This is a genomic window from Pseudomonas gingeri (genome assembly GCF_013386165.1).
Taxonomy (GTDB): Bacteria; Pseudomonadota; Gammaproteobacteria; order Pseudomonadales; family Pseudomonadaceae; genus Aquipseudomonas; species Aquipseudomonas gingeri_C.
The window spans coordinates 498,196-523,811 of the sequence record NZ_JACAOS010000003.1 but is presented as its reverse complement, the minus strand read 5'-3'; the positions used below and the strand labels follow the sequence as shown (position 1 = coordinate 523,811).

The 25,616-nt window shown below is 60.6% G+C and carries 24 protein-coding genes and 1 pseudogene; 14 read left to right on the top strand and 11 right to left on the bottom strand.

From position 1 onward, the window contains the following. The first annotated feature begins 284 nt into the window (after positions 1 to 284). Both HX866_RS06810 and HX866_RS06805 read left to right on the top strand, forming a co-directional pair. Positions 285 to 1,055 (top strand): nuclease-related domain-containing protein, encoded by a 771-nt coding sequence (locus HX866_RS06810; RefSeq protein ID WP_177138669.1) that lies wholly within the window; start codon positions 285 to 287, stop codon positions 1,053 to 1,055. 29 nt (positions 1,056 to 1,084) lie between these two features. Further along, a complete protein-coding gene (locus HX866_RS06805; protein WP_177092024.1) occupies positions 1,085 to 1,753 on the top strand; it encodes an HD domain-containing protein in 669 nt (222 codons plus the stop codon). Between the two features lie 84 nt (positions 1,754 to 1,837). Here HX866_RS06805 and HX866_RS06800 read toward each other — a convergent pair whose 3' ends face one another. Further along, on the bottom strand, positions 1,838 to 2,605 hold the full coding sequence (locus tag HX866_RS06800; RefSeq protein ID WP_256261387.1) for an SDR family oxidoreductase: 768 nt from the start codon (positions 2,603 to 2,605) through the stop codon (positions 1,838 to 1,840). 113 nt (positions 2,606 to 2,718) lie between these two features. Here HX866_RS06800 and HX866_RS06795 point away from each other — a divergent pair, with 113 nt between their 5' ends. From HX866_RS06795 to HX866_RS06785, 3 genes are all read left to right on the top strand, one after another. Next, the gene (locus tag HX866_RS06795; protein ID WP_177102690.1) at positions 2,719 to 3,147 is read left to right on the top strand and encodes a winged helix-turn-helix transcriptional regulator; all 429 of its coding nucleotides are present in this window, start codon (positions 2,719 to 2,721) and stop codon (positions 3,145 to 3,147) included. Positions 3,148 to 3,373: 226 nt separating this feature from the next. Further along, positions 3,374 to 3,739, top strand: a complete 366-nt coding sequence (locus HX866_RS06790; RefSeq protein ID WP_177138663.1) for a hypothetical protein — start codon at positions 3,374 to 3,376, stop codon at positions 3,737 to 3,739. 154 nt (positions 3,740 to 3,893) lie between these two features. Continuing rightward, positions 3,894 to 5,030, top strand: coding sequence for a hypothetical protein (locus HX866_RS06785; RefSeq protein WP_177138661.1), 1,137 nt, complete (start codon positions 3,894 to 3,896; stop codon positions 5,028 to 5,030). Between the two features lie 148 nt (positions 5,031 to 5,178). On the opposite strand, the gene HX866_RS06780 is transcribed toward HX866_RS06785, so the two are convergent. The 4 genes from HX866_RS06780 to HX866_RS06765 form a co-directional block, all read right to left on the bottom strand. Then, complete coding sequence (locus HX866_RS06780; RefSeq protein ID WP_177138659.1) at positions 5,179 to 5,397, bottom strand: PLD nuclease N-terminal domain-containing protein; 219 nt, start codon at positions 5,395 to 5,397, stop codon at positions 5,179 to 5,181. A gap of 100 nt (positions 5,398 to 5,497) precedes the next feature. Then, positions 5,498 to 6,892, bottom strand: a complete 1,395-nt coding sequence (locus HX866_RS06775; protein WP_177138657.1) for an efflux transporter outer membrane subunit — start codon at positions 6,890 to 6,892, stop codon at positions 5,498 to 5,500. Beyond that, the gene (locus HX866_RS06770; RefSeq protein WP_177138655.1) at positions 6,889 to 10,029 is read right to left on the bottom strand and encodes an efflux RND transporter permease subunit; all 3,141 of its coding nucleotides are present in this window, start codon (positions 10,027 to 10,029) and stop codon (positions 6,889 to 6,891) included. The genes HX866_RS06775 and HX866_RS06770 overlap by 4 nt, the downstream gene beginning before the upstream one ends. 2 nt (positions 10,030 to 10,031) lie before the next feature. After that, positions 10,032 to 11,222, bottom strand: a complete 1,191-nt coding sequence (locus HX866_RS06765) for an efflux RND transporter periplasmic adaptor subunit (RefSeq protein WP_177138653.1) — start codon at positions 11,220 to 11,222, stop codon at positions 10,032 to 10,034. A gap of 113 nt (positions 11,223 to 11,335) precedes the next feature. Between HX866_RS06765 and baeS the strand changes: the two genes are divergently transcribed. The 5 genes and pseudogenes from baeS to HX866_RS06740 all read left to right on the top strand — a co-directional run. Next, on the top strand, positions 11,336 to 12,754 hold the full coding sequence (gene baeS / locus HX866_RS06760; RefSeq protein WP_177092015.1) for a sensor histidine kinase efflux regulator BaeS: 1,419 nt from the start codon (positions 11,336 to 11,338) through the stop codon (positions 12,752 to 12,754). 2 nt (positions 12,755 to 12,756) lie between these two features. Then, positions 12,757 to 13,431: a response regulator gene (locus HX866_RS06755; RefSeq protein ID WP_177138651.1), complete on the top strand. Its 675-nt coding sequence runs from the start codon at positions 12,757 to 12,759 to the stop codon at positions 13,429 to 13,431. Between the two features lie 119 nt (positions 13,432 to 13,550). Continuing rightward, entirely contained in the window at positions 13,551 to 13,979 is a 429-nt protein-coding gene (locus HX866_RS06750) for a DUF305 domain-containing protein (protein WP_177102219.1), read from the top strand. 51 nt (positions 13,980 to 14,030) lie between these two features. Next, positions 14,031 to 15,482 carry a YncE family protein gene (locus HX866_RS06745; RefSeq protein ID WP_177138649.1) on the top strand — a complete coding sequence of 484 codons (1,452 nt, stop codon included), beginning with the start codon at positions 14,031 to 14,033 and terminating at the stop codon, positions 15,480 to 15,482. A gap of 7 nt (positions 15,483 to 15,489) precedes the next feature. Beyond that, positions 15,490 to 15,711, top strand: a pseudogene (locus HX866_RS06740) (Lrp/AsnC ligand binding domain-containing protein); the annotation flags it as partial. A gap of 65 nt (positions 15,712 to 15,776) precedes the next feature. On the opposite strand, the gene HX866_RS06735 reads toward HX866_RS06740, so the two are convergent. Genes HX866_RS06735 through HX866_RS06725 form a run of 3 tightly spaced genes read right to left on the bottom strand, consistent with a single transcriptional unit; the run spans position 15,777 to position 19,883 of the window. Continuing rightward, the gene (locus tag HX866_RS06735) at positions 15,777 to 17,201 is read right to left on the bottom strand and encodes an efflux transporter outer membrane subunit (RefSeq protein WP_177138647.1); all 1,425 of its coding nucleotides are present in this window, start codon (positions 17,199 to 17,201) and stop codon (positions 15,777 to 15,779) included. Then, positions 17,198 to 18,784, bottom strand: coding sequence for an MDR family MFS transporter (locus HX866_RS06730; RefSeq protein ID WP_177138645.1), 1,587 nt, complete (start codon positions 18,782 to 18,784; stop codon positions 17,198 to 17,200). The genes HX866_RS06735 and HX866_RS06730 overlap by 4 nt, the downstream gene beginning before the upstream one ends. Continuing rightward, on the bottom strand, positions 18,777 to 19,883 hold the full coding sequence (locus HX866_RS06725; protein WP_177092009.1) for an HlyD family secretion protein: 1,107 nt from the start codon (positions 19,881 to 19,883) through the stop codon (positions 18,777 to 18,779). Before HX866_RS06725 ends, HX866_RS06730 begins: the two co-directional genes overlap by 8 nt. A 99-nt stretch (positions 19,884 to 19,982) precedes the next feature. Here HX866_RS06725 and HX866_RS06720 point away from each other — a divergent pair, with 99 nt between their 5' ends. Beyond that, positions 19,983 to 20,702, top strand: coding sequence for a CerR family C-terminal domain-containing protein (locus tag HX866_RS06720; RefSeq protein WP_177092008.1), 720 nt, complete (start codon positions 19,983 to 19,985; stop codon positions 20,700 to 20,702). 8 nt (positions 20,703 to 20,710) lie between these two features. Here HX866_RS06720 and HX866_RS06715 read toward each other — a convergent pair whose 3' ends face one another. Further along, a complete protein-coding gene (locus HX866_RS06715; RefSeq protein ID WP_177092007.1) occupies positions 20,711 to 21,403 on the bottom strand; it encodes an ArsR/SmtB family transcription factor in 693 nt (230 codons plus the stop codon). A 73-nt stretch (positions 21,404 to 21,476) separates the two neighbouring features. Between HX866_RS06715 and HX866_RS06710 the strand changes: the two genes are divergently transcribed. Continuing rightward, positions 21,477 to 22,742 carry an MFS transporter gene (locus HX866_RS06710; protein WP_177138643.1) on the top strand — a complete coding sequence of 422 codons (1,266 nt, stop codon included), beginning with the start codon at positions 21,477 to 21,479 and terminating at the stop codon, positions 22,740 to 22,742. Here HX866_RS06710 and HX866_RS06705 read toward each other — a convergent pair. Next, entirely contained in the window at positions 22,697 to 23,191 is a 495-nt protein-coding gene (locus tag HX866_RS06705; protein WP_177138641.1) for a winged helix-turn-helix transcriptional regulator, read from the bottom strand. The two genes, HX866_RS06710 and HX866_RS06705, sit on opposite strands and share 46 nt — an antisense overlap. A 100-nt stretch (positions 23,192 to 23,291) precedes the next feature. Here HX866_RS06705 and HX866_RS06700 point away from each other — a divergent pair, with 100 nt between their 5' ends. After that, entirely contained in the window at positions 23,292 to 23,918 is a 627-nt protein-coding gene (locus HX866_RS06700; RefSeq protein ID WP_177138638.1) for an isochorismatase family cysteine hydrolase, read from the top strand. A gap of 45 nt (positions 23,919 to 23,963) precedes the next feature. Here HX866_RS06700 and HX866_RS06695 read toward each other — a convergent pair whose 3' ends face one another. Next, complete coding sequence (locus tag HX866_RS06695) at positions 23,964 to 24,380, bottom strand: DUF1801 domain-containing protein (RefSeq protein WP_218179665.1); 417 nt, start codon at positions 24,378 to 24,380, stop codon at positions 23,964 to 23,966. 125 nt (positions 24,381 to 24,505) lie between these two features. On the opposite strand from HX866_RS06695, the gene HX866_RS06690 reads away from it, so the two are divergent. After that, entirely contained in the window at positions 24,506 to 25,588 is a 1,083-nt protein-coding gene (locus HX866_RS06690) for an alginate lyase family protein (protein WP_177138634.1), read from the top strand. Positions 25,589 to 25,616 lie beyond the last annotated feature (28 nt).

The following is a 25,616-nucleotide window of genomic DNA, read 5'->3' as shown; positions in this document are numbered from 1 at the left end:
CAATCCGTAAAGCAAAAGAGAAGTTGACCAAATGTCGCAGCACAGGCCAGAAGTGGTAATACAACTGCATCGGTCGTGGCACCCCAGGCACAGCCTGATTGATCTCATTGAACGTCCTCTGTGTAGCCTGAGCGAATCCGAGCTTCGGTTCATGTCTGCACGCGCAAAAATGTAATTGGCATGCCCTGCGTCCACTTGCCTCAAGCTGAGCGCGCATTAATTTCGGCCACCAAGACTGACTTTCGGTAACATCCAGACATCTCGAACATCGCTGAAGGCAAGAAATGGACTTCACCCCTCTCATCCCCCAGCTCTGGGCCACGTTTGGCTGGTTTGTTCCGCTGTTACTGCTGATCACCCTGCTCAAGACGCGCTGGGCCAAAGGTCATATCGGCGAACTCATGGTGCGTCTGTTCGCCTACTGGCAACTGGATAAACAGACCTACCGGCGCCTGCACAACGTCACCCTGAACACGCCCGACGGCACCACGCAGATCGACCACGTGTTCCTCTCGCCTTACGGTATATTTGTGCTGGAAACGAAGAATATGAGCGGCTGGATCTTTGGCAGTGAGCACCAGCCCCAGTGGACGCAGAAACTCTACAAACGCACGTTCAAGTTTCAGAACCCTCTGCATCAAAACTACAAACACCTCAAGGCACTGGAAGCCACCCTTGGCCTCAACCTTGAACACCTGCAATCGGTCATTACCTTCATCGGCGGCAGCACCTTCAAGACACAGATGCCTGCCAACGTGACCCAAGGCCTTGGCTTTATCCGCTACATCAAGTCATTCCAGAAAAGGGTATTCAGCGAGGCGAACGTCGATGCACTTATGCTTGCCCTGCAGGCCGGCCGGCGCCCGCCATCCCGTGCAACTCACAATGAACATATGCGAAACCTCAAGCGTCGCAGTGATCCAACAGCCGAACGGCAGTGCCCGAAATGTGGTAACGCCATGGTGGTTCGCGCTCGGAAGTCGGGCCCGAGGGCGGGAAAGGAATTCTGGGGATGCTCGGTGTATCCCAAGTGCCGGATGACGCAAGACCTGTAACTGACCTTCGAATAGGAGCTGAACGATTAATGATGGACCAACCGTTTTTCCCCTATCAGAGCCTTGCCACGACATTGATGGCCTACCTTCCCGAAGGCAGTGAAGATGGCTCCCACGACCTCTCGCATATCCATCGTGTCTGGACCAACGCCAAAGCCCTTCAAAAAATAGAGGGCGGCGACCTCGAAATCCTTCTGGCGGCCACGCTCCTGCACGACTGTGTTGCCGTCGAAAAAAATTCACCACTCCGGGCTCAGGCCTCGACGCTTTCAGCGCAGAAAGCCTCATCCATTCTGGTCGGCATGGGCTGGTCGGAATCAAGGATTCTTGCCGTCGCCCACGCTGTAAAGACCCACAGCTTCTCCGCCGGTTTCGAACCCACTACTGTCGAAGCCAAGATACTTCAGGACAGCGACAGGCTGGACGCGATAGGGGCCGTGGGGGTGGCGCGGTGTTTCTACATTGCCGGACGCATGGGATCGGCGTTATACGATTTTACCAACCCGACCGCGTCGAACCGGGAGTATCAGGACAAGCGCTTTGCCATTGAGCATTTCCACACCAAGCTGCTCAAGCTGGCCTCCGGTTTCCAAACAGCGGAAGGCGCACGAATTGCCGCGATCAGGCACCAGCGCCTGGAGCGTTTTTTAAATGAGTTCATGGATGAAACCGGGGCCGCCGAGGCTTATCTCGCCTAAAGAACGCGGCCGTGAGGGAAACCCAATCATCGTCCCATTACGCGACAACAACGTTGAAGCCGATATCTCCGTTTTCATGACTCGTTACACAGTAGAGGGCATTAGTTGGCTGAATCGAGTCAACTGCCTGAACATGAAATTCGGCGCGACTCGACTGGCGATTTTCAACAGGTTGCTCAAGCCAGGACGAACCTCGAGTTTTCCCGCTTCTATCCCTGCAATGGCACGCTTCACCAAAATCCTCACATCCATGCCCTTTTCGCCTTTCATTTCCTGCGCAAACTCCCCCCGGAACAAGGGGGTCTCGGTGCCTGGCGGCGCAAGCTCAACCACGGACACGTTGGAGCCATCCAGTTGCGCGCGCAAACACCTCGTGTAGGCGTGGATCGCCGCTTTTGAGGCGCTGTATATCGGCGCCGCGGGATACGGAACGAATGCCAATCCTGATGAAACATTCACGATCAGGCTGTTTTTCTGCTTCTGCAGCAGAGGAAGAAATTGTTGAATCATCCATATCGGCCCATTCAGATTGGTCCCGATTTCGCGGGTCAGATCCGTCAACTCGACATCCCGATAGGCTTTGAGATTGCGCATGGTTCCCGCGTTATTGATCAATGTGTCCAGCATTGCAAATTGGAGCGATACCGCCTCATGGAGCAAACGGATACTGGCAGGATCGCTGACGTCACTCTGGAAGATATGGATTGCGGGCAATGATCGCTTTGCCGTTTCGAGCTTTTCCATATCCCGCCCCGTCACGATCACCGTGTTCCCGAGCGCGATCAGCTGTTTGGCGAGCTCAAAGCCTATGCCGCTCGTCCCGCCCGTAATCAACACCGTACGATCAATCATCTTCACAATGGCACTCCACATTTATCGAACACATTCTTAGCCTGCTGGATATACTTTCCAATAGGAAGAAGGCACCGAAAAGTTCTATACGCACCAAAAAGAGAGTGATGGGGATGAAAAGCTTCTCAGCGTTCACAGACGAAGAAATTGCAGCCGCACGGTTCTACGCTAGCCAGAAACCACCGATCGATCTCGATCCGCGTATCGCATCGCTGGTCACCGATCTCATCGGACGCGTGGCCGACAAGTGGACCATGCTGATTCTCGAAATCCTGGCCGATAAAGGAACGCTACGTTTTACGCGCCTTGGCGAACTGATTGAGGGCATCAGCCAGAAAATGCTGACTCAGACCCTGAGGGCAATGGAGCGTGATGGGCTTGTGCTGCGCACCGTGTATCCGGTCGTTCCACCCAAGGTCGAGTATCAGTTGACCACGCTGGGTATCACCTTGGGTGCGGCGTTTTGCGGGGTCTGGGTATGGGCCGCAAACAACCTTGATGCGGTGGAAAGCGCACGCGATCACTTCGACCGAAAGCCGTAGGGCGAGGCGCGCGCGTGCGTGCGCTTGTATCGAAGCCTCGGCTGGAAGCCCGTGGAGAATTTGCCAGAAGGTGATGTTCGCTTTGAAAAATGCTTAGAAAACCAATAGACGCCCGCACTGGGTACACATTATTTTCATCCTATGACTCTCGCGTTTGGTTATATCCGAGCATCTCGGATAACCGAAGGATGGAATGGAACCTCTCGACTTAAAGGATGCGACAGTGATGGAAACCCTTTCTTCTCAAATGAGCGAGCGCTTGAACAACCACCGGTTTATGGTAGCGGACAACTCCCACGGGCTATCCGGTTCAGGTACGGTATTTCATTACCATGTCGACGAAAATGCCATTTCGGGCACTTACCAAGGCGGTCGGATCCGCATGGGTCATCAAATCGGGCGCGCGACAGGTGTCGATACCATTGAGTTGCTTTATCACTGCTTGACTACGGAGGGTGAGATTCTTGCCGGCTGGTCTCGTAGCACGGTGGGCGTTGATCACGCAGGGTGCACCACGCTGAGCTTCGTATGGGGTTGGTTGTCGGGTGCGACTGGAGGTGGGGAGTCTAGCTATGTCGAGTTTGAGGGTTAACATGCCAACTAACACATTGTATGAGCCCGAAAACAAGCACAACCAAGTGATTCGAGAGTCATTCCCAAGGCAGGCAAATCATAACAATTAGACATGAATATATATCGAAGCCCTTCCAAAAAAGAGAACCTTTAATTAAACCGAGAGATCGACAATGTTTGAAAACGAAAAAAAGATGCAAGCCGCTATAGGAGCACACGCTAGAAATTTCAGTGGTTTCGGGGAGCTAATTGAGCCTCCTCGCTTTGAAAAGAATAAAACCCTAGAAGAAAACTGTATAATTGAATCATACGAATACTGTCTTAACTGCATAAAAGAAACCGTACTAGTCAGCGAAGACGAAAACATTTCCTTATTCCCTTCAGAATGTTTGAAACCTGACTTCCTACTCTACGACCCAGGAATGGAAACCTTTGTTATTGTCGAAATAAAAAACTCCTCGAAACCTACAAGAGAGTCAGGAACCGAAATCGGAGCTTACACAAACGCTGTAAAGGCACATTTTCCAATGATATCGAATGGCGATATTATTTGTGTAATAATATCAAACCACTGGCCAACCCTTCTAAAAAATTACTTATTCAACGAAATATTTTGGCACAAACGAAAAATACTGTGCCTAAAGCCAAAATCTGACGATCCTTTAGAACTCGAATGTTTTCCTCCCGCATCGTTATTCAATAGAAATTTAAATTTGAATTTCCACAAAAAAAGCTTTTCCGGGCTTCAGCTATGCATATATGCAAACAACATATATAACAACGGGGAAATCGAGGGCCTCGACATTCATCTAGAACAAATAAAATCTTCTTTCGAGAGACTTATCCGAAAATCAAGCGAAATAAATTCTCATGGCTTTGCATTTTTATGGCGTGATCTTCGGAAAAATACTGCTGCTAGATACAGCATTACTTATCTTGATATAAATCCATTTGAAAAATTTCAACTCCACGAAGTGAATATCGAAAGCAAGATCTCAAACACCCTCTTCAACATCATCCGCGACTGGGAGTCGACAGGAAACACTTACTCAACAATCAAGGCTCTTTCAAACAGCGACCATTTCCTTGATGATATTGCCAACCCATTCCCAGAGGGCTCATCACCGTGGTGGAAACTAAAGGAATTCATGCTAGAAAAAAGCAATTTAATTTCATTCAGAACATGGGGAATTGTGGCAGACATATATGAAAACTCACTTCTAGAAGAATACAAGTCAAACAACAATATCGTAAAGTACGATTGCCCTTCTTTTGGACTGAAATTCATAAACAACCTTATTAAAAGCTGAAATTCAACCTGCAAACACCCAGGGTTTGCACGCGTTGGGTCGCAAAGTTATCCCCAAAACAACAAATACGGTACATCAGGCAGGACGAAGTGACAGGTTTTGCGGCCGTGGAACTACTACGTCCCACGCCCTCCTGGCGGCTGCATGATCACATATGACGCCGAGTAACAGGCGCTTCACGACCCGGCTCCTTGGGACCAATAAAGGACCACAGTAACAGCCCAAATAGCGGAACGTAGATAAGCACAACGATCCACATCCCCTTGGTACTGGCGCTGCGCCCGCTCTTGAGCACGCTCCTGATGGCCCATAGTTCAACCAGTAACAACACCACCGCCAGGGTGATCCAGACATATTCAATTTGCATGGTTTTCCTCCCGTGTGTCCTGCGTTAGGCGGGGGGTGTTCGCGAGGGTTCATTAAATTTTCCCGGTTGTACGCACTCACCGGCTCGCCTCAATCCCCCCTCAATTCCAACCACCACCCAACACCTTGTACAAACTCACGCGATTGCTCTGTTCCGCCAGGCGCAGGGTAATCAGGTCCTGTTGGGCGCTGTAGAACGTACGCTGGGCATCCAGGGCTTCGAGGTAGCTTTGTGAACCGCCACGATACAGCGCATCGCTTAATTCGAAGCTTTTGCGACTGGCGTCGGTCAATGCCTGCTGGGCCGCCAGCCGTTCATCCAGGGTGCTGCGCACCGCCAGGGCGTCGGCCACTTCCTTGAATGCGCTCTGCAAGGTTTGTTGGTACGTCTGGACCTGGATCTCGCGCTCAACCTTTGCCGCATCCAGGGTGGCACGATTGCTGCCGCCGTTGAACAGCGGCAGGCTGACGCTCGGGGCAAAACTCCAGGCGCCGCTGCCGCCCTTGAACAGACCCGACAAGGCCGCGCTCGCGGAACCGGCGCTGGCCGTCAGGCTGATGCTGGGAAAGAACGCCGCCCGCGCCGCACCGATATCGATGTTGGCCGACTTGAGGGTATGTTCGGCGGCCAGCACATCGGGACGGCGCTGCAGCAGGCTCGACGGCAGTTCCGCCGGTACCTGGACCAATTGCGCCGCCGATTGCAGGCTATCGCCGGGCAGCAGTGCATCCGGAATATCACTGCCCACCAGCAAACGCAGGGCGTTGCGATCCTGGAGGATCTGGCTGGCGTACACCGCCACATCACCCCGGGCCGACTCCACGGTGGTTTGCGCCTGGGCCAGGGCCAGCCCGGACGAACCGCCCAGGGCATGGCTGCTGCGGGTCAGCTCATAGGTCGCCTGCTGACTGCGTAGCGTCTGCCGCGCCAGTTGCAGATGCTCATTGTCCGCCGCCAGGGTCTGCCAGGCCGTCGCCACCTCGGCCACCAGGCTGATCTGGGTGCTGCGCCGGGTCTCGGTCAACGCCAGGTAGGCTTCCAGTGCTTCATCCTGGAGATTCTGCACCCGGCCAAAGAGGTCCAGCTCGTAGCTGCTCAGGCCCAGCTGCGCGCTGTATTCGTGACTGGTAGTCGCCACCCCGCTGGACAGCGAAGCCGGCGTGCGGCTGTGGGTACCGCTGGCGCTGGCAGCTAGACTGGGGAACGCCGCCGCCCGCTGGATGCGGTACTCGGCCTGGGCCTTTTCGATGTTCAAGGTGGCCAGCCGCAGGTCGCGGTTGTTGGCCAGGGCCAGGCTCTGCAACTGCGACAAGCGCTGGTCGGTGAAGAACTGTTGCCACTGGAGATCGGCCGCCACCGTTCCCGCCGGCGCGCTCGTCGTCGGTAGCCATTGCCCGGCGACCGGCGCCTCGGGGCGCTGGTATTGCGGTGCCAGGTTGACGCAGCCGCCCAGCAGCGCCACAACGGCCAGCACAGGCCAATGAAACTTGATCATAGGTCACCTGTCGGGGCAGTTTGCAGGGAGATGCCAGAGCTAGGCGCGCGGCCAAAGCGGCGGCGTATCTGCACAAAGAACAGCGGGACAAAGAAGATCCCCAGCAGCGTCGCGCTGAACATGCCGCCCAGCACGCCGGTGCCGATGGCCTGGCGCCCGGCCGAGCCCGCGCCGCTGCTCAAGGCCAGGGGTAACACGCCGAACATGAAGGCCAACGAGGTCATCAGGATCGGCCGCAAGCGTTGCCGCACGGCAATCAGGGTCGCGTCACGCAAGCTGCTGCCCTGCTCCTGCAGATGCTTGGCAAACTCGACGATCAGAATCGCGTTCTTGGCCGCCAGGCCCACGGTGGTCAGCAGTCCCACCTGGAAGTAGACGTCATTGCTCAATCCGCCGAAGCGGGTCGCCAGAACCGCCCCGACCACACCCAACGGCACCACGAGCATCACCGAAAACGGCACCGACCAGCTCTCATACAATGCCGCCAGGCAAAGAAACACGAACAGTATCGAGATCCCGTAGAGCAAGGGCGCCTGGGAACCGGACAGCCGCAGTTGGTAGGACTGGCCGGTCCATTCGTAGCCGATGCCTTCAGGCAATTGCTTGATGATCGCCTCCACCGCGTCCATGGCCACGCCGGAACTCACCCCCGGTGCCGGATCGCCGACCACCTCCAGGGACGCGCTGCCGTTGTAGCGCTCCAACAGCGGCGAGCCATAGCTCCAGGCGCTGCTGGCAAAGGAGGAAAACGGCACCATCTCGGCGTTGCTGTTGCGCACGAACCAGTGGTCCAGGTCCGCCGCCTGCATCCGTGCCGATGCCTCACCCTGCACATAGACTTTCTTCACCCGGCCCTGGTTGAGGAAGTCATTGACGTAGGTGCCGCCCAAGGCCGTGGACAAGGTGGCGTTGATATCGCTGGTGCTCAGGCTCAGGGCCCCGGCCTTGCGGTCGTCGATACTGACCTTGAGCTGAGGCGTATCGTCCAGACCATTGCTGCGCACCCCTTGCAGACGCGGGTCTTGCTTTGCCAGCTCGATAAACCGCTCGCGAGCCGCCACCAGGGCGTCATGCCCGACACCGCCGAGGTCCTTGAGTTGCAGGTCGAACCCCGAACTCTGCCCCAGCCCGCGCACCGCCGGTGGCTGCATGACAAACACATTGGCATCCCGCACGCTGGCCAGGGCCAGGGTCGCCCGCTGGGCAATGGCCGCCGCATCCTGGCCTGGCCCGCCACGCTCGCTCCAGTCCTTGAGTTTGATAAACGCCCGCCCGGTGTTCTGGGCATTGCCGCCCATGCCCAGGCCGGTGATGCTGATCAGCGCGTCGACTTCCGGTTGCGCCAGCATATAGTCTTCGAACTGCTTCACCGCCGCCTGGGTCCGACTGTCGGTGGCGCCCACTGGCAGCTGGACCTGCGCGATCAGCATGCCCTGGTCTTCGTCCGGCAGGAATGAGGTCGGCAAGCTGGCGTAACCGGCGGCCGTGGCCAGCAAGATCAGCCCATACATCAGCCAACTGCGCCCGCCGTGCTGCAGCACACGCACCACCGCGCCCTGGTAACGCTCGGCGCTGCGTTCAAAGTTGCGATTGAACCAACCGAAGAACCCACCCCGTGCACCATGACTGTCGGACGGCTTGAGCAAGGTCGCGCACAAGGCCGGGGTCAGGGTCATGGCCACCAGCACCGAGAGCAGCATGGCCGAGACCACCGCCACCGAGAACTGTCGGTAGATGATCCCGGTAGAGCCGCCAAAAAAGGCCATGGGAATAAACACCGCACTGAGCACCAGGGCAATGCCGATCAGCGCACTGGTGATCTCCGCCATGGACTGGCGCGTCGCCGCCAGGGCCGACAGCCCCTGCTCGGCCATGACCCGTTCGACGTTTTCCACCACCACAATGGCGTCGTCCACCAACAGGCCGATGGCCAGGACCATGGCGAACATCGTCAGGGTGTTGATCGAGTAGCCACACAGCGCCAGCACGCCGAATGTCCCCAACAGCACCACCGGCACGGTAATCGCCGGAATCAGCGTGGCCCGCAGGTTCTGCAGGAACAGGAACATGATCAGCACCACCAGGACAATGGCCTCGCCCAGGGACTTGACCACCTCTTCGATGGACAGGCTGACAAAGGGCGTGGTGTCGTAGGCGATCACGTTCTTGAGCTGCATTTGCGCGGGGTAGAACGGTTCCAGCGCCTTGAGCCTGGCCTTGACCGCCTTGCCCACGCTCAAGGCGTTGGCACCGGCGGCCAACTGCACGCCCATGGCGGCCGCCGGCTTGCCGTTGAGGGCCGAATTCACGTCATAGCTGTCGCTGCCCAGTTCGACCCGCGCCACATCGCCGAGCAGGACCACGGCGCCATCGCTGGAAGACTTGACCACCACGTTGCGAAACGCTTCAGCCGTTTGCAGCTTGCTACGGGCGCTGATGGTGGCGTTGAGCTGCTGTCCCGCAACCGCCGGCAAAGCCCCCAACTGGCCGACAGAGACTTCGGTGTTCTGCGCCTCCAGGGCGCTGCTGACATCCGAGGGCATCAGCGCGTATTTTTCCAGCTTGGCCGGGTCCAGCCAGATGCGCATGGCGTAGCCCGAACCCAGTGTCTGCACATCGCCGACGCCGTCGATGCGGCTGATCGAGTCGAGCAAGGTGCTGGAAATGTAGTCGCCGATCTGGGTGCCGGTGACGGCGTCGTTGGCCGAGGCCAGGGCGACGATCATCAGGAAATCCGAACCACCCTTGGTCACCGTCAGGCCTTCGCTCTGCACCGAAGTCGGCAGGCGTGATTCGGCCTGCTGCAGTTTGTTCTGCACCTGCATCTGCGCCACGTCCGGGTCGGTGCCGGCGCTGAAGGTCAGGTTGATGCTGGCACTGCCCGCCGAGCTGCTGGAGGCCGACATGTAGGTCAGGTTGTCCAGGCCCTTCATCTGCTGCTCGATGACCTGGGTCACCGAGTCCTCTACCGTCTTGGCCGAGGCACCGGTGTAGGTGGCGGAGATGCGCACGGTCGGCGGCGCAATGTCCGGGTACTGCTCCAGCGGCAGGTGGCTGATGGACAAGGCGCCGCCCAGCATGATGACGATGGCGATGACCCAGGCAAAGATCGGTCGGTCGATAAAGAAACTCGCCATGTTCAACCCTCCTGCGCAGTAGCGCTGTGCGCTGTTTGGACGGTGCGGCTACCGTCACCCTGCGCCAGCACGGCGCTGCCAACCCGGACCTTCTGCCCGCCCTCGACAATCACCTGGTCACCGGCATTCAGGCCGGCGCTCACCCACCACTGGTTACCCACGGCACGGTCGATGGTCAGCACCCGTTGCTCGACCTTGCCGTTGACCACCAGCAGCACCGAGGTCACACCGCTGGCGCTGCGGGTCACCGCCTGCTGCGGCAGCAAAATCGCCTGCGTGTCCCGGGCCTGCTCCAGCACGGCGCGGACATACATGCCCGGCAACAACACCCGTTCCGGGTTCGCGAACTCGGCACGCAGAGTCACGGTGCCGGTGCCCTGGTTGACGCTGACCCCGCTGAACTTCAAGCGCCCTTCATGGGCGTAGGTGCTGCCATCGTCGAGCTTGAGGCTGATACGCGCCTCGCCCTGCTCGTTACCTTGCAGCGTGCCATTGGCCAGGTCGCGCTTGAGGCGCAGCAACTCGGTGGTGGACTGGGTGACATCGACATAGATCGGGTCCAGTTGCTGCACCGTGGTCAACGCCGTGTCCTGGCTGGCCACCACCAGGGCGCCGGGGGTCACGGTGGACGTCTCGATGCGCCCGCTTATGGGCGAGCCGATGCGGGTGTAGGCCAGGTTGATGCGCGCCGTCTCGACGTCGGCCTGGGCCACTTGCACCTCGGCCTGGGCCGTCAGCAGGCTGGCCTGGGCATCCTCCTTGTCCTGCTGGCTGATGGCATCGATCCTGGCCAACTGAACATCGCGGGTCGCGGTGGCCTGGGCCGACTTCAAGGTGGCGCGGGCCTTGGACAGGGTCGCCTGGGTCTGTGCCAGTGCCGCCTTGTAGGAAGCCGCATCCAGTTGATACAAGGCCTGCCCGGCCTTGACCTCGGCACCTTCGACAAACAGCCGCTGCTGGACGATACCGCCGACCTGGGGCCGGATCTCGGCCACCATAAAGGCCTGGGTACGCCCGGCAAGTTCAGTGGTCAGGGTCTGGGTTTGCGGTTGCACGGTGATCACCGAGACCTTGGGCACCTCGGCAACGGGCGCGGAGGTGGCCGGCGAGCAGCCACTCAACAGGCCCAGTACGACGACGGACAGAACGAACGCGGCGGTCACCAGCAATTTGGCGAGCAGTTTGGTTGACATGACGGCCTCTACAAGACGGGATGGCGGGAGTCAGGCGCCATGCTGCGAGGCAAATGTGCAGGAAAATTGAAGATTGGCCGCCGACCTTGAATCTTCGCGGCGCCAAGGCCTAAATGGGCGGGTCCTTCGCCGACTTTCCCGAGCCCATGAAACTGAGCATCTCCACCAAGCTGTTTATTGCCGTCCTGGCCAGCGTGCTGTTTGTCATCCTGAGCATGGGACTGGCCACGGGCTGGAGCTTTGGCCGCGGTTTTCTCGGCTACCTCAATGAACAAGCCCTGCAACGCATGGAACCGGTATTGCCGCGTCTGGTTGCCCTCTATGAGCGGGAAGGCAGTTGGGAGGTCATTCGCGACCAGCCACAACGCTGGTTCGAAATGATGCGTCCGGAGCAGAAAGATGAGCTTGAGACCCGTCAACTGAAAACGCCGCCCACCTCCGACCTGACCGGTGCGGTGTTTCGTCTGGCCCTGCTGGACCAGCAAAAACGCTTGGTGATCGGCTATCCGGCCATTGGTGACGATGCCCTGCTGCGCCCGATCGAGGTCGCCGGGAAAACCGTCGGCTGGCTGGCGGTATCCCCCTTCCAGAGCGTGACCGAGGCCGGCGGCGAGCGTTTCCAGCAGTACCAATTGCGCGCCAGCCTGGTCATGGGGGCGTTTTCGCTGTTGCTGGCGATGCTGATCGCCTGGTGGATCGCCCGCACCCTGCTCGACCCGGTCAAGCGCGTGGCCGCGGCGACCCACCGGCTGGCTGCCGGGGAGTACAGCAACCGGGTGGCGGTGTCCTCCAATGACGAAGTCGGCCAATTGGCCCGGGACTTCAACCAACTGGCCTATACCCTGGAGCGCAATGAGCAGATGCGCCGCGAGTTCATGGCCGATGTCTCCCACGAACTGCGGACCCCGCTGTCGGTGTTGCGTGGCGAACTGGAGGCAATCGAGGACGGTGTACGCACCCTCGACCAGGGTTCGATGAAGTCGCTACTGGGCGAAGTCGGCATGCTCAGCAAACTGGTGGACGATCTTTACGAACTGTCGCTGGCGGATGTCGGCGCTCTTACCTACCGCAAGGTCGAGTGCAACCTCAACGCTCTCCTCGAAGAGTGCGTGGCGATGTATCAGGAGCGCTGTGCCGCACGCCAATTGCAGGTAACCCTGGAACTGCCCGCCCAGGTCCTGCGCGTGGAGGCCGACCCCAAGCGCCTGCAACAATTGTTCAGCAACTTGCTGGAAAACAGCGTGCGTTACACCGATGTCGCCGGCGCGCTGATCATCCGTGCGGCGCCCGAGGGTAAAAGCCTGCGGATAGACTTCCTCGACTCCAGCCCTGGCGTCGAGACGCAACAATTGCCGCGACTGTTCGAGCGTTTCTACCGCAGCGAGGCCTCGCGCAATCGTGCCAGCGGGGGTGCCGGGCTGGGGCTGGCGATCTGTCAGAGCATCGCACTGGCCCACGGCGGCCGCCTGAGCGCCGATCACTCCCCCCTGGGCGGCCTCTGGCTTAGCCTGCACCTGCCACGGGATGCCTGAGCATGGACAATGACCAACCGATCCTGATTGTCGAAGACGAGCCCAAGCTGGCGGCGCTGATGCGCGACTACCTGACGGCCGCCGGCTATCCCAGCGAATGTCTGGACAACGGGTTGAAGGTGGTGCCCGCAGTGCGCGCCAGCGAACCACGACTGATCCTGCTCGACCTGATGCTGCCGGGGCGTAACGGCCTTGAAGTGTGCCAGGAACTGCGCAGTTTCAGCGCGGTGCCGATCATCATGATCACTGCCCGGGTCGAAGAAGTGGACCGTCTGCTGGGGCTGGACCTGGGTGCCGACGACTACATCTGCAAACCCTTCAGTCCCCGGGAGGTGGTCGCCCGGGTCAAGGCCATCCTGCGGCGCAGCCCGCAACTGGTCGCCTCGGCCCCGACACGGCTGCAGATCGACGAAGCCCGCTACAGCGCCTCATTCGACGGCATCGCACTGGACCTGACCCCCGTGGAACTGCGTCTGCTCAGCACACTGGCCGGCTCTCCGGGCCGGGTCTTCTCCCGCGACCAGTTGCTCGACAAGCTCTACTCCGATCACCGGGTCGTGACCGACCGCACGGTCGACAGCCATATCCGCAATCTACGGCGCAAACTGGCCCAAGCCTGCCCGCAGGAAGACCCGGTGCAGTCGCTGTATGGCGTCGGTTACAAGCTGGAGTTCTGAAACCCACTGTCACCGGACTGAAAAACCTACCCTCCCTCACTAAATAATACCCCTGCCTGGAATAAACCTTTTCGGCCTGCGTCTACCCTTTGAACGCACTCAGCCAAAAGGAATACTTCATGCACGTATTCAGCTCCCGGGCAGCCCGCTGCGGCCTTGCATTGCTGGTCCTGGCGGGCCCCATGGCATCGGCCATGGCCCATGAAGGCCATGAACACGCCACAGCCACGACCACTCCCGCCATGGAAACTGCGTTTATCCAGGAAAACGCGACCGCCATGGAAAAAATGATGGCCGGTATGGACACCCCGCCCACCGGCGACGTCGACCGCGACTTCGTCACCATGATGAGCGCCCACCATCAAGGCGCCATCGACATGGCCCTGACCATGCTCAAGTACGGGCACAACGAGCAACTCAAGCGGCTGGCCCAGGAAATCATCGTCGAGCAGCAGCAGGAAATTGCCGCCATGCAATTGGCCATCGGCGCCCCGCTGCCACCTTCCACCGCCGCCCCAACCCAGATTCCACCGGCTACACAGCCCTGAGCATAACGCTCGAAACGCCCGCCCTGACTTTACAAAAAGAAGGATATTGCGATGAAGTTCCCGAACTATTCCCTTGCATTGCTCACCCTGGCACTGCTGTCCAGTGCCAGCTTTGCCGGGCAGATTCCCGGCAAAGCGTCCGCCAAGGATATTCCGATCTCGCACCAGGATCGCCTGTACGCCTCGGAGCAGTTCTCCAATACCGTGTCGGTGACGGACCCGGTCGATAACAAACTGCTCGGCGTGATTGCCCTCGGCGATCCGCAGCCCGGTAACCTCAGCCCGCTGTATCGCGGCGAAGTGCTGGTGCACGGTCTCGGTTTCTCTCCCGACCACAAGACCCTGGCAGCCGTCTCGATCGGCACCAACTCGGTGTCGTTCATCGACACCGAAACCAATACCGTCAAGCACAAGACCTATGTCGGTCGTGCGCCCCACGAAGCGTTCTTCACCCCCAACGGCAAGGAAGTCTGGGTCACCGTGCGCGGTGAAGACTACGTCTCCGTGCTCGATGCCAAGACCTACCAGGAGAAAACCCGGATCAAGACCCCGGCCGGTCCCGGCATGCAGATTTTTTCCCCGGACGGCAAATACGGTTACGTCTGTTCCTCGTTCAACCCGGAGACCGTGGTGATCTCCGTGGCCGACCACAAGATCGTCGGCCATGTGCCCCAGGCCAGCCCGTTCTGTCCGAATATCGCCGCATCGGCCGATGGCAAGCAGGTCTGGTTCACCTTGAAGGACGTGGGCAAGGCCCAGGTCTTCGAGGCCACCCCGCCCTTCAAGCTGCTCAAGACCCTGGACATCGGGCCGATCGCCAACCACGTCAATCTGGTCAACAACGCCAACGGCTCGTTCGCCTACATCACCGTCGGCGGGCTGAACCAAGTGCAGGTCTATCGCACCGATACCTTTGACAAGGTCGCAACGATTGCCGTCGGCAACCTGCCCCACGGTATCTGGCCATCCGGCGATGGCACCCGGGTCTATGTGGGCCTGGAGAACGCCGACGCCTTTGCGGTGATCGACACCCTGAGCAACCAGGTGATCGCCACCATTCCGATCGGCCAGGCGCCGCAGGCCATTGCCTATGTGCCCAACGCCGTCACCCGGGGCCCGGGCACCGACAACCTCAAGCCCCTCGGCTTGGCCGGCCAGGCCGTGCACCTGAGCCTGGCCGCCGTCGGCAGCAGCGCCGAGCAGCCGGCCACCAGCGTGACCCTGTTCAACCAGGGCCTGACCCAGGTCTTGCAAGCCGCGGCGACCGGCCTGGAGCCCAAGCAGCCTTACCTGCTGGCCCTGGCCGACAAACCCGACGGCAGCGGGACCTTGCAGCCCCTGGCCGCCTTCATGAGCAACCCGGCGGGCTCGGCCATCGTCAACACCATCGGCCCGATCCGGCAGATCGTGCAGAGTGATGCGCCAGAACAGCGTCGCTACCTGGTCATCGCCGCCGGCAAGATCGATCAGCCGGGCGCGGTGATTCAAGTTCAGTCCAAGTAATTGTTACCAGGACATGGGTGATTTCGAGGCGGCATTGCCGGAGATTGTGCAGATCGTCGAGGCACAAAGGCTGTTCGACGATCTGGACTACATGCTTCACGTGGTTGCCAAGGACCTTCCGGCACTCCAGCAGCTTTACGATGAGCAACTGACTTCGTTGCCCAATGTGCTGCACCTCGGTTCCACCCACGTCATGAAGCGCTTATTCAGGATCGCGCTTGCGCTGTGATCGTCAGGCCCCGGATCACTCTGCCAGGGCTCGTCCAAAATTTGCACAACCCGTACTGGCGACATTCACCCCTGCCACCCCAACCCCAACGCCTTGTGCAACGAAGCAAAATCCTTGAGCAATTCACTGTCGCCGCTCACCCGATTTTGCTCGGCATCAAAGCGGGTGCGCTCGGCATTCAGCCAGTCCAGGGTGCTCGCGGTGCCGGCGTCGTAGCGCTCACGGGTCAGGCTTGCCGCACGGGCCGAAGACGCTTCGATATCACGTAGCAGAACCACGTTTTCACGCTGATGACCGTAACGCGCCAGAGCAACGTCGGCATCGCGCAACGCGCCGAGAACCACGCTGCGGTAATGGGCCCGGGCTTCGTCGACGCCGCCCTCGGCGCTGTCGATATCGGCCGCCACGCGCCCGAAGTCCAGGGCGTTCCAGGTCAGGCGCGGGACCAGCAGCCAGGTGGCGTTGTCCGTACGCACCAGGTGCGAAGGTGCAGCGGCGCTGAAACTGAGGTCGCCGGTCAGCGACAGTTTGGGAAACCAGTCGGCCTTTTTCTCGCCGACCTGTGCGGTGGCGGAGGCCAGTTGACGCTCGGCGGCACGAATGTCCGGTCGGGATTTGATCAGCGCCGCCGGATCAGCAATCGGCACGCTCGCGGGGACACTCGGCAGCGCGCGCGGTTGACCGAGTCGGCTGTCCAGCTCACCCGGCTCCAGGTCACAAAGCACCGCCAGTTGGTCCAGCGATTCGATGACCTGGGCCTGTAATGGCAGGCGCTGGGCACGGGTGGTCTGCCATTGGGTGGTGACTTGCTCCAACTGCAATTGCGAAGCCACGCCGCGACTGCGGCGCTGCTGAGTCAGGTCGACCACCTGGGCTTCCAGGTTGGCCGAGGCGTCAATCAGGGCCAGACGGGTTTGCTGGTCACGCAAGCCGACATAGGCCTGCACCACTTCGGCAGCCAGTTGTACCTGGGCATCGGCCAGGCTCTCGGCCGAGGCATCAGCACTGGCAGAAGCCGCTTCGATGGCGCGGCGGGTACCGCCAAACATGTCCACTTCCCAACTCGCGTCGAAGTCACTCACGTACAGCGACAACGGCCCACGACCGCCACCACTCTGCTGCCCCGTCAGACTGGAAAGGTCGGGGGAACGCATGCGAATCGCGGTGGCGTTGGCACTCAATTTGGGAAGCTCGGCAGCCTGTTGGCCGTGCAACCCAGCCCGGGCCTGGCGCAGGCGCGCCTGGGCCACGCGGATGTCCGAGCTGTCGTGCAGCGCGGTTTCCACCAGGCTGTCGAGTTGCGCATCACCCAATCCATGCCACCAATGGGCGACGGCCGGGCTGCTGACGGCAGCTGGATCGGCGTGGGCAAAACGTCCGGCCGCGACGGTCTTCTCGGCCACTGCCGGCGCGCCGTGGTAATCGGGGCCGACGGTGCAACCGGCGAGCAAGCCCACGATCAGGGCTGAAATCAAGGTTCTGTCGATCATCGTGCTGGGCTCACCGAAAGGGTCGGTTTCTTGAGTAACAGGGCCAAGGGAATACACACTGCCAAGGCAATCCCCAACAGGTAGAAACAATCGGTGAAGGTCATGACCGAGGCTTGCAGGGCAATGTCGCGACTCAACTGGCCGACCGTCTGCAATTGCGCCAGGGCCTGGTCACCGGTCTGGCTCATGAAGGACGCCGTCTGGGCCGCCATATGGTCCTGGCCCAAGGTGCTGTTGGCCGTCAGCGACTCACGAATCAGCGCATCGTGATAGCTGCTGCGCCGATCGATCAGCACGCCGGTCAGGGCCAGGCCGATGGAGCCACCGATATTGCGCGACATGTTGTAGAGCCCCGCCGCCTCACCTTTTTCATGGGCCTGGACGGCGGCCATGGTGATCTGGTTGAGCGGCATCATCGCCAGGATCTGGGCGAACCCACGCACCAGCTGCGAGGCATCGAAATCATGGCCGACACTGTCGACGGTCAGGTTCAGGCTCATCATGCAACTGATCACGAACAGCACCAGCCCGGTGCCCACCAGCCAGCGGCTGTCATAGCGCTGCATCAGCCGCGGCAGGATCGGCATCATCATGAAAGCCGGTATACCCGACAGCAGCATGATCGAACCGGACTGCTGGGCGTTGTAACCGGCAACACTGTTGAGAAACTGCGGCAACAGGTAGGAGATCCCATAGATGGCCGCCCCCACCGTCGACACGATCAGGATCACGCTGGCGTAGCGCGGATTGCGCATCAGGCTGAGCTTGATAATGGGCTGGCGGGCCGTGAACTGACCCACGGCGATGAGGATAAACCCCAGCGTCATCAGCAGGCTCAAACCGACAATCATCGAGGACTCGAACCAGTGTTCACGCTGACCCTCTTCCAGGATCACCGTCAACGAACTCAAGCCCAGGGCCAGCCCGAGAATGCCGACCCAGTCCGCCTTGATAAATTGCTGAAGGTTGGCTTTTTCCGGACGGATACCGGTCCAGAGCAAGGCGATCAACGCCAGGCTGATGGGTAGGTTGAGGAAAAAGCACCAGCGCCAACTGGCGTTCTCGGTCAACCAGCCGCCCAGCACCGGCCCCATCAAGGGCCCGAGCAAGACGGTCAGGCCGAACATCGACATGCCGATTGCCATCTGGTGCCGCGGCAAGCGCGTGCCGATGATGGTCTGCGCCGTGGGTATCATCGCGCCACCGGCAAAGCCCTGGCCGACGCGCGCCAGGATCATGCCGGTGAGGCTGCTGGACATGCCGCAGAAAAACGAAAACAGTGTGAAGGCCATCGCCGTGCCCATCAGGAACCGACGCAAGCCGAAGACCCGGGTCAGCCAGGCCGCCAGCGGGATCATGACGATCTCCGACATCAGGTAGCCCGTGGCGATCCAGGTGCCCTCCGTGCCCGAGGCGCCGATCTGCCCCTGGATCTGTGGCAAGGCCGAGTTGGTGATGGAGATGTCCAGCGTCGCCAGCAAGGCGCCGAGGGACCCGGCCGCGACGGCGATCCAGTCGGTCGCTGAAGCATTGGCCTCTTTCGCCGGTTCCTGAGCGGCCGTCACCGTCGCGGCGTTAGCCATGGTGGCGGGTGTCCACATCAACGGTCACCGACAAGCCCGGCATCAGCACGCCGCGCGCCGACTCAGGCACATCGAGCTGGATACGCACCGGCACCCGCTGGACGATCTTGGTGAAGTTGCCGGTGGCGTTCTGTGCCGGCAACAGCGCGAACTGCGAACCGGTACCGGGCGAGAGGCTGTCGATATGCCCCGCCAGGTCTTCACTGCCCAATGCGTCGACGTGAATCGTGACCGCCTGGCCGGCTTGCATATGGTGAATCTGGGTTTCCTTGAAGTTGGCCGTCAGGTAGAGCGCCTGCACCGGTACCACGGTCAGCAGACGTGTACCGGGCTGGGTGAACTGACCGACCCGCACGCTGCGATCGGCGACCCGGCCGGCCAGGGTGCTGATCACCGTGGTGTCGTCCAGGTCCAGTTGCGATTGCCGGGCGCTGGCCTGGGCCACCGCCAGTTGCGCCTGGGTCTGCTGCAACTGCGCCTTGAGTGTACCGATACGGGTTTCTGCCGCCCGCAAGGCGGCTTGATGCGCGGCCAGGCCCGTGCTGGCCTGGGCCAGTTGATTATTCAGGTCAGCCAGATGCTCTTCGGTCTCAGCCCCGGAACGGGCCAGTGGTCCATAACGTTTGACCTGGGACTGGGCGTGGCGCAAGTCGGCATTGGCACCGTCCAACTGGGCCCGAACCTGAGCAATGCTGGCGCCCTGCTCCACCAGTTCGGCCTCGGCCCTGGCCACATCGGCCTGGCGTGAGGTCACGCTGGCCTGGGCCTCGTCCAGCGCCGCTTGATACTTGCGCCCATCGAGGCGCACCAGCGGCTGGCCGACGCTCACGGTTTCGTTGTCACTGACCAGCACTTCGGCGACGTAACCCCCGACCTTGGGTGCCACGGTCATGCTGTCGGCCTGCAGGTAGGCGTCGTCGGTGGTCTCAATGAAACGCCCACTGAACCACCAATGCGCACCCCAGCCGATCAGCGCCAGGAGCGCGACAACGCCGACCCCGATCAGGGCTCGCGGCGGCTTGCCACGGCGCTCGGAAAGCTTGTTTTCAGCCACGGGCTCAAGGCGACCGTGCTGACCGATAGGTTGATCGACGGACATGCCGCACTCCAAAGTATTCCAGTTGGTAAAAAATGCGGCGATGGCGAATTTATGTCAAGTGATATAATTTGTTCGGGCATTCTTTTTTCAGGCTTATCCATGGCACGACATCGACCAGCAAAGGAAGGCGGCTACCAGCGCGGCGAAGACACTCGCCTGCGGATTATCGAGGCCGCCGTGGACCAGTTCGCCACCCATGGTTTCGAGAGCGCCTCGACGCGCCAGATCGCGACGGCCGCGGGGGTCAATGCCCCGGCGCTGCAATACTATTTCGACAACAAGGAAGGGGTTTACCTGGCCTGCGTCGAGCACATCCTCGCGCAGCTCTGGGCGCAACTGACAGATGAAGTGTCAGCCGCTGAAGCGGCGCTGGAAGATCCCGGCACTGATGACCGGACCTTGATCGAGCGTTACCTGGACATTCTCGGCGTCTTCCTGTCGTTCATTCTCGAGACGCCGCAATCGGCCGACTGGCGCCGCTTCATGGCCTGCGAGCAAGCCGGCCTGGGCCCGCCGTCCGCCGCCACGTTGATGGAGCAAGGCCTGAATCAGCGTCTGTCCCACGTCACCCGCAGCATCGTCGGGCGCCTGACGGGGCGGCCCACCAATGACGAAGCCACCATCATCCGGACGATGGCCCTCAACAGCCAGAGCATCGTCTTTCGCGTGAAGCGCGCCCCCGTTCTGCGGGCGCTGGGCTGGGACACCATCGATCAGCAACGCATGGAAACCGTGCGTAATGTGATGCTTTCACAGAATCGCCTGACGCTGCTGGCACTGGTCAGTGAGCGCGATGCGGCGGGTGCTGGAACGGTGTAGTGATGCCTTCAACGCGCCTGTAAGCCAAACGCGGTTGCCAGGCTCTTCGCACCTTTGGGCGTCAACGTCAGGGCCCTGGAATCGAGATGACGACTCACCCAGCCGCGTTTGAGCAGCAGTTCCAGAAGGGCCGCGCCCAGCGCACCGCCGATATGTGGTGAGCGCTCGCTCCAGTCCATGCAGGGATAGGCCAGGCGCCGGCGCTGACGCGAGAGGGTGTCGATATCGATTCCCAATCGCGACAACGCGGCGCTGCCCTTTTCCGTGAGGACATAGTCCTTGCCCTGCTCTTCAATCCAGCTCGCTTGCAACAGGGCGTCGTGCAGTTTGACCGCGATTTCCCCGGCGATATGGTCATAGCAAGTTCTGGCCTGCTTCAAGGCCGAAGGCGTGCTGGGCTGAAAGGCTGTCACGCGGCGATCGGTGAGCGATAACAAGGCCTCCAGCGCCTGCGCTACCTGGGGGTTGGCCAATCGGTAGTAGCGATGCCGCCCCTGGACCAGCATCTCCACCAGCCCCTGCTCACGCAAACGCAAAAAATGACCGCTGGCGGTGGACGCGCCAATATCCGCTACGGCGGCGAGTTCGGTGGCCGTACGCGCGTGGCCGTCCAGCAGGCTGCAGAGCATCCGCGAGCGCGCCGGATCGGCAATCGCACCGGCCACTGCGGCCAAGGAAAGATCAGCGGCTTCAACATCCATAGTTCACGCTCTCCCGAAGTATCCCTGTTTGTCATCATCATACTGGTGCCAAACCACTTGAAGGGATTCACCCATGAAGCAATCGAGTTTTTTTGGCCGAAAGGTCGTGGCGGCGACGTTCGTGATGGCGGTATTCGGCTGGGGGATCGGTTTCTACGGGCCGCCGATATTTCTCTACGCGGTGATTCAACGAACAGGCTGGTCGCTGCCCTTGTGCTCGGCCGCCGTCACCCTGCACTTTCTCGCGGGCACCCTGGTGGTGGTGAACCTCCCGACCTTGTACAAGCGCCTGGGCCTTGCGCGCACCACCGTGCTGGGATCGATCCTGCTCGGCGTCGGCGTGTATGGATGGTCGGTGGCCGATCAGCCCTACCAGCTGTTCCTCGCGGCCACACTCAGCGGATTGGGCTGGGTGACCATGGGCGCCGCCGCCGTCAACGCGCTGATTTCCCCATGGTTTTTCGCCAAGCGCCCGGCTGCCCTGGCGATGGCCTATAACGGCGCCAGCATTGGCGGGGTGATCTTTTCATCTGCGTGGGTGTATTTGATCGACCGGATCGGCTTCACCCAGGCCGCGCTGGGAGTAGGCCTGGTGTCGATTGCGACGATTGCCATCTTATCGATCAAGGTCTTCAAGGTTCGGCCTGGAGACCTCGGGCAATATGCCGACGGCGCTGATCAAGCACCTGACCAGCCGGCCGTCTCTGCGAGTCAACCGACGACCTCGCTATGGCGCAACCGTCAGTTCGTGACACTGGCGGCAGCCATGTCGCTGGGGCTGTTTGCCCAGATCGGGCTGATTACCCACTTGTTCCTGTTGCTGGTCGATCACCTCACGAAAGAACAGGCCGGCCTGGCAATGGGCCTGGCGACGGCGAGCGCCATTGCCGGCAGGTTCCTGGTCGGTGGGTTGATGCCGCCGAACGCCAACCGGCGCACCGTCTCCTGTCTGAGCTATGGCAGCCAACTACTCGGCTGCCTGCTCATGACCGGCCTCGGCACCTTCCCTGATCTGCTGTGGTTAGGAGTCATTCTGTTCGGCGCGGGCATCGGCAACGCCACCTCCCTGCCGCCGCTCATTGCGCAAGCCGAATTTCCCCGCCAGCAAACACAGCGCGTGGTGACGCTGATCGTCGCCACCGCCCAGGGCTGCTACGCGTTTGCTCCAGCGTTCTTTGGTGCGATGAAATCCCTGGCCGGCGGGGCTCATGGTGAACTCTTGCTACTGGGTCTGGCGGCCGTAATCCAGGGCCTGGCGATAGTGGCCCTGATGGCGGGCAACAAGCGTCCGGCTCAACGACTGCCGGATACACGCCGTGCCGCGCGCTCTGCGCTGTAGGCAGAACTGGGCTCGCTGATCAACGCTTCACGGTGCAGGAGTTCGCCACAGTGCTCGCAAAGCGGTCCGAGTCCGGCAGGTTTGCCACAAGCCTGATGGACAAGCCGGACCGCCACCCCCTCCTCCGGCGACTTGCACCAGGTTTCGCCCCAGGCACGCAGGGCAAGCACCACGGAGAAGAACCCGTCTCCTTTCGGGGTCAGATGGTACTCGTAGCGCAGCGGTCGCTCGCTATACGGGCGACGGTCGACCAAACCGTCGGCCTCCATGTTTTTCAGGCGTGTGGCGAGCATTTGCGGGGTTGCGCCGGTCTGCGCCTGGATCTCGTCGAAGCGATGGCTACCCATGAACAACTCACGCAAGACCAGCACGGTCCAGCGATCGCCCACGATGGCTTCGGCCCGATGGATCGGGCACAGGGTTTCGGCGGCGTTGTTGCTTGTCGACATATGGCCTTGCCTCTTTCACGGTAACTATGATTATCATACTAACAAGGTTTCTGGGCAAGTCCACGGTACCGATCACTCACTATTTCCTGGAGAAAACGCCATGTCGAATGCCCTCTACCCTCGCGACAGGACCGCCTATCTGCTGGTCGATCCCTACAACGATTTCCTCGCGGAAGACGGAAAGATCTATCCCTTTATCAAGCCGATCGCCGAGCAGGTCGACCTGCTCGGTAACCTGCGGGCACTCGACCGCGCCGTCCGCGCCCAGGGCATCCAGGTGGTTATCGTACCGCACCGTCGCTGGGAGCAAGGCGACTACGAAAACTGGGACCATCCCAACCCCAACCAGTGCAAGATCATGCACGGCCATCAGTTTGCACGCGGTGAATGGGGCGGCGAATGGCACCCCGACTTCGCGCCCCAGGAGGGCGATATCGTCGCCCAGGAACATTGGGGCTCCAGCGGTTTTGCCAATACCGACCTGGACTTTCGTCTCAAGCAGAAAGGCATCACCCATGTGATTATCGTCGGTATGCTGGCCAATACCTGCATTGAGGCAACGGCTCGCTACGCCTCGGAACTCGGCTATCACGTCACCCTGGTAAGGGACGCGACGGCGGCCTTCAAGCCGGAGATGATGCACGCCGCCCATGAACTGAACGGCCCGACGTTTGCCCACTCGATTGTGGCGACGGATGAGCTGATCGCGACCCTGACGCAGCAGTAGAGGCCGCTAACGACCCGGTTCGGCAATGCCGATCCGGGTAGCCCCCTAGACCGCTGGCTTGCGGCGAGCAGACGCTCGTACCGAGGTGTTGAGCGCCACCGCCGCATGAACCAGCGCGGTCAACGCCTGCTCATCGACCGGCTCTCCCTCATGGAGATCGATGGCCCGTCGGGTATTGCCTTCCAGGCTGGAATTGAAAAGACCTGAGGGATCTTCCAGAGCGGCGCCCTTGGCAAAGGTCATCTTCACCACCTGCTTGTAGGTCTCACCGGTGCAGATGATTCCGTCATGGGACCAGACCGGCACGCCCCGCCATTTCCACTCCTCGACCACCTCAGGGTCGGCCTGCTGGATAAGCGCTCGGATCCGGGCGAGGGTCTCACCACGCCAATCCGCCAGCTCCGCGATTCTCCCGTCGATCAGTTGCGCGGCAGTCCCGCCGTCTTCCGTTTCCTTGTTCATCACCGTTGTGGTCCTCTTCATGGCGGTTACCACTCGCCGGTTTCATCAAGAAAGCAGCAACGCTGTGCTAGTTTTTCTACCCTGAGCACCGCACTGATTTCACTTATCAATCGTTGAGATAGAGCATGTCACGAGCTTTTCCCGGTACAACGGCATGGGCCTTGGGCATCTGCGCGACACTGGTCATCCCATTCTCGAGCGCCGCCTCGACCGTCGCCGCCTCACCCCAGATCATGAACCTCTGCCAGCCCGCCGCCACCAGCCCATCCGCCAAGCAACTGCTGGCGGCCGCGAAAAGACATCTCGACGATGGCACCCACGCACTGCCCCACCTGCACACGGAAGGCACCCTGCCGAACCAGGGCATTCGCGAGCAGAGCATCGCGGCGGAAAAGGATTGGCCGGTACTGCGCCAAGCGGCCTTGGCCTGGCGTCTAAGCGCCGATCCGCAGTACTTGCGACAGGTCGATGAGGGGCTGGCCAACTGGACCCGCACCTATCAACCGGATTTCAACCCGATTGACGAGACCAATATCGATCAGTTGATCGATGCCTACACCCTCACCGCCACTGCCCTGCGCCCTGAAACACAAGAGGCCAGCCGGGCTTTCCTGCGCCAACTCGGGAACGGCTACCTCGCGCAAATCAGGCAGTTCCATGATTCGAAGAGTAGTAAAAATATCAATAATTGGCAGAGCCATCGCGTCAAGCTGGTGACGATGGCCGCCGCCGCGCTGGTCGACCGGGCGATGTTGGAGCAGGCCTTCCAGCTGTTCCAGCAGCAGGTAGCGGACAACCTGCTGCCGGATGGCTCGGTGTTCGACTTCAGGGAGCGCGATGCACTGCACTACGTCGTGTACGACCTGGAGCCACTGGTTCAAGCCGCCCTGGCGGCCAGGCCCTACGGCATCGGCGGCAACTGGCTGGCTTATACCGCGCCCACTGGCGCCGCCTTGGGCCGCTCACTCGACTGGTTGACGCCCTATGCGAGCGGGCAGCGCAGCCACCAGGAGTTCGTGCACACCAGCGTCAAGTTTGACCGCGACCGCGCCAACGTCGGCGAAGCCGGGTATAGCGGCGCCTGGGAGCCGAAAAGCAGCAACAAACTCTATTGGCTGGCCGCCCAACTGGATGCCCGTTACTTGCCACTGGCCCGACAACTGGCCCCGAATCCCCAGGACTGGATCGGCGCCTGCTATTTGAAATAAGCGCGGGCCAAACCCGCCACGGGCAATA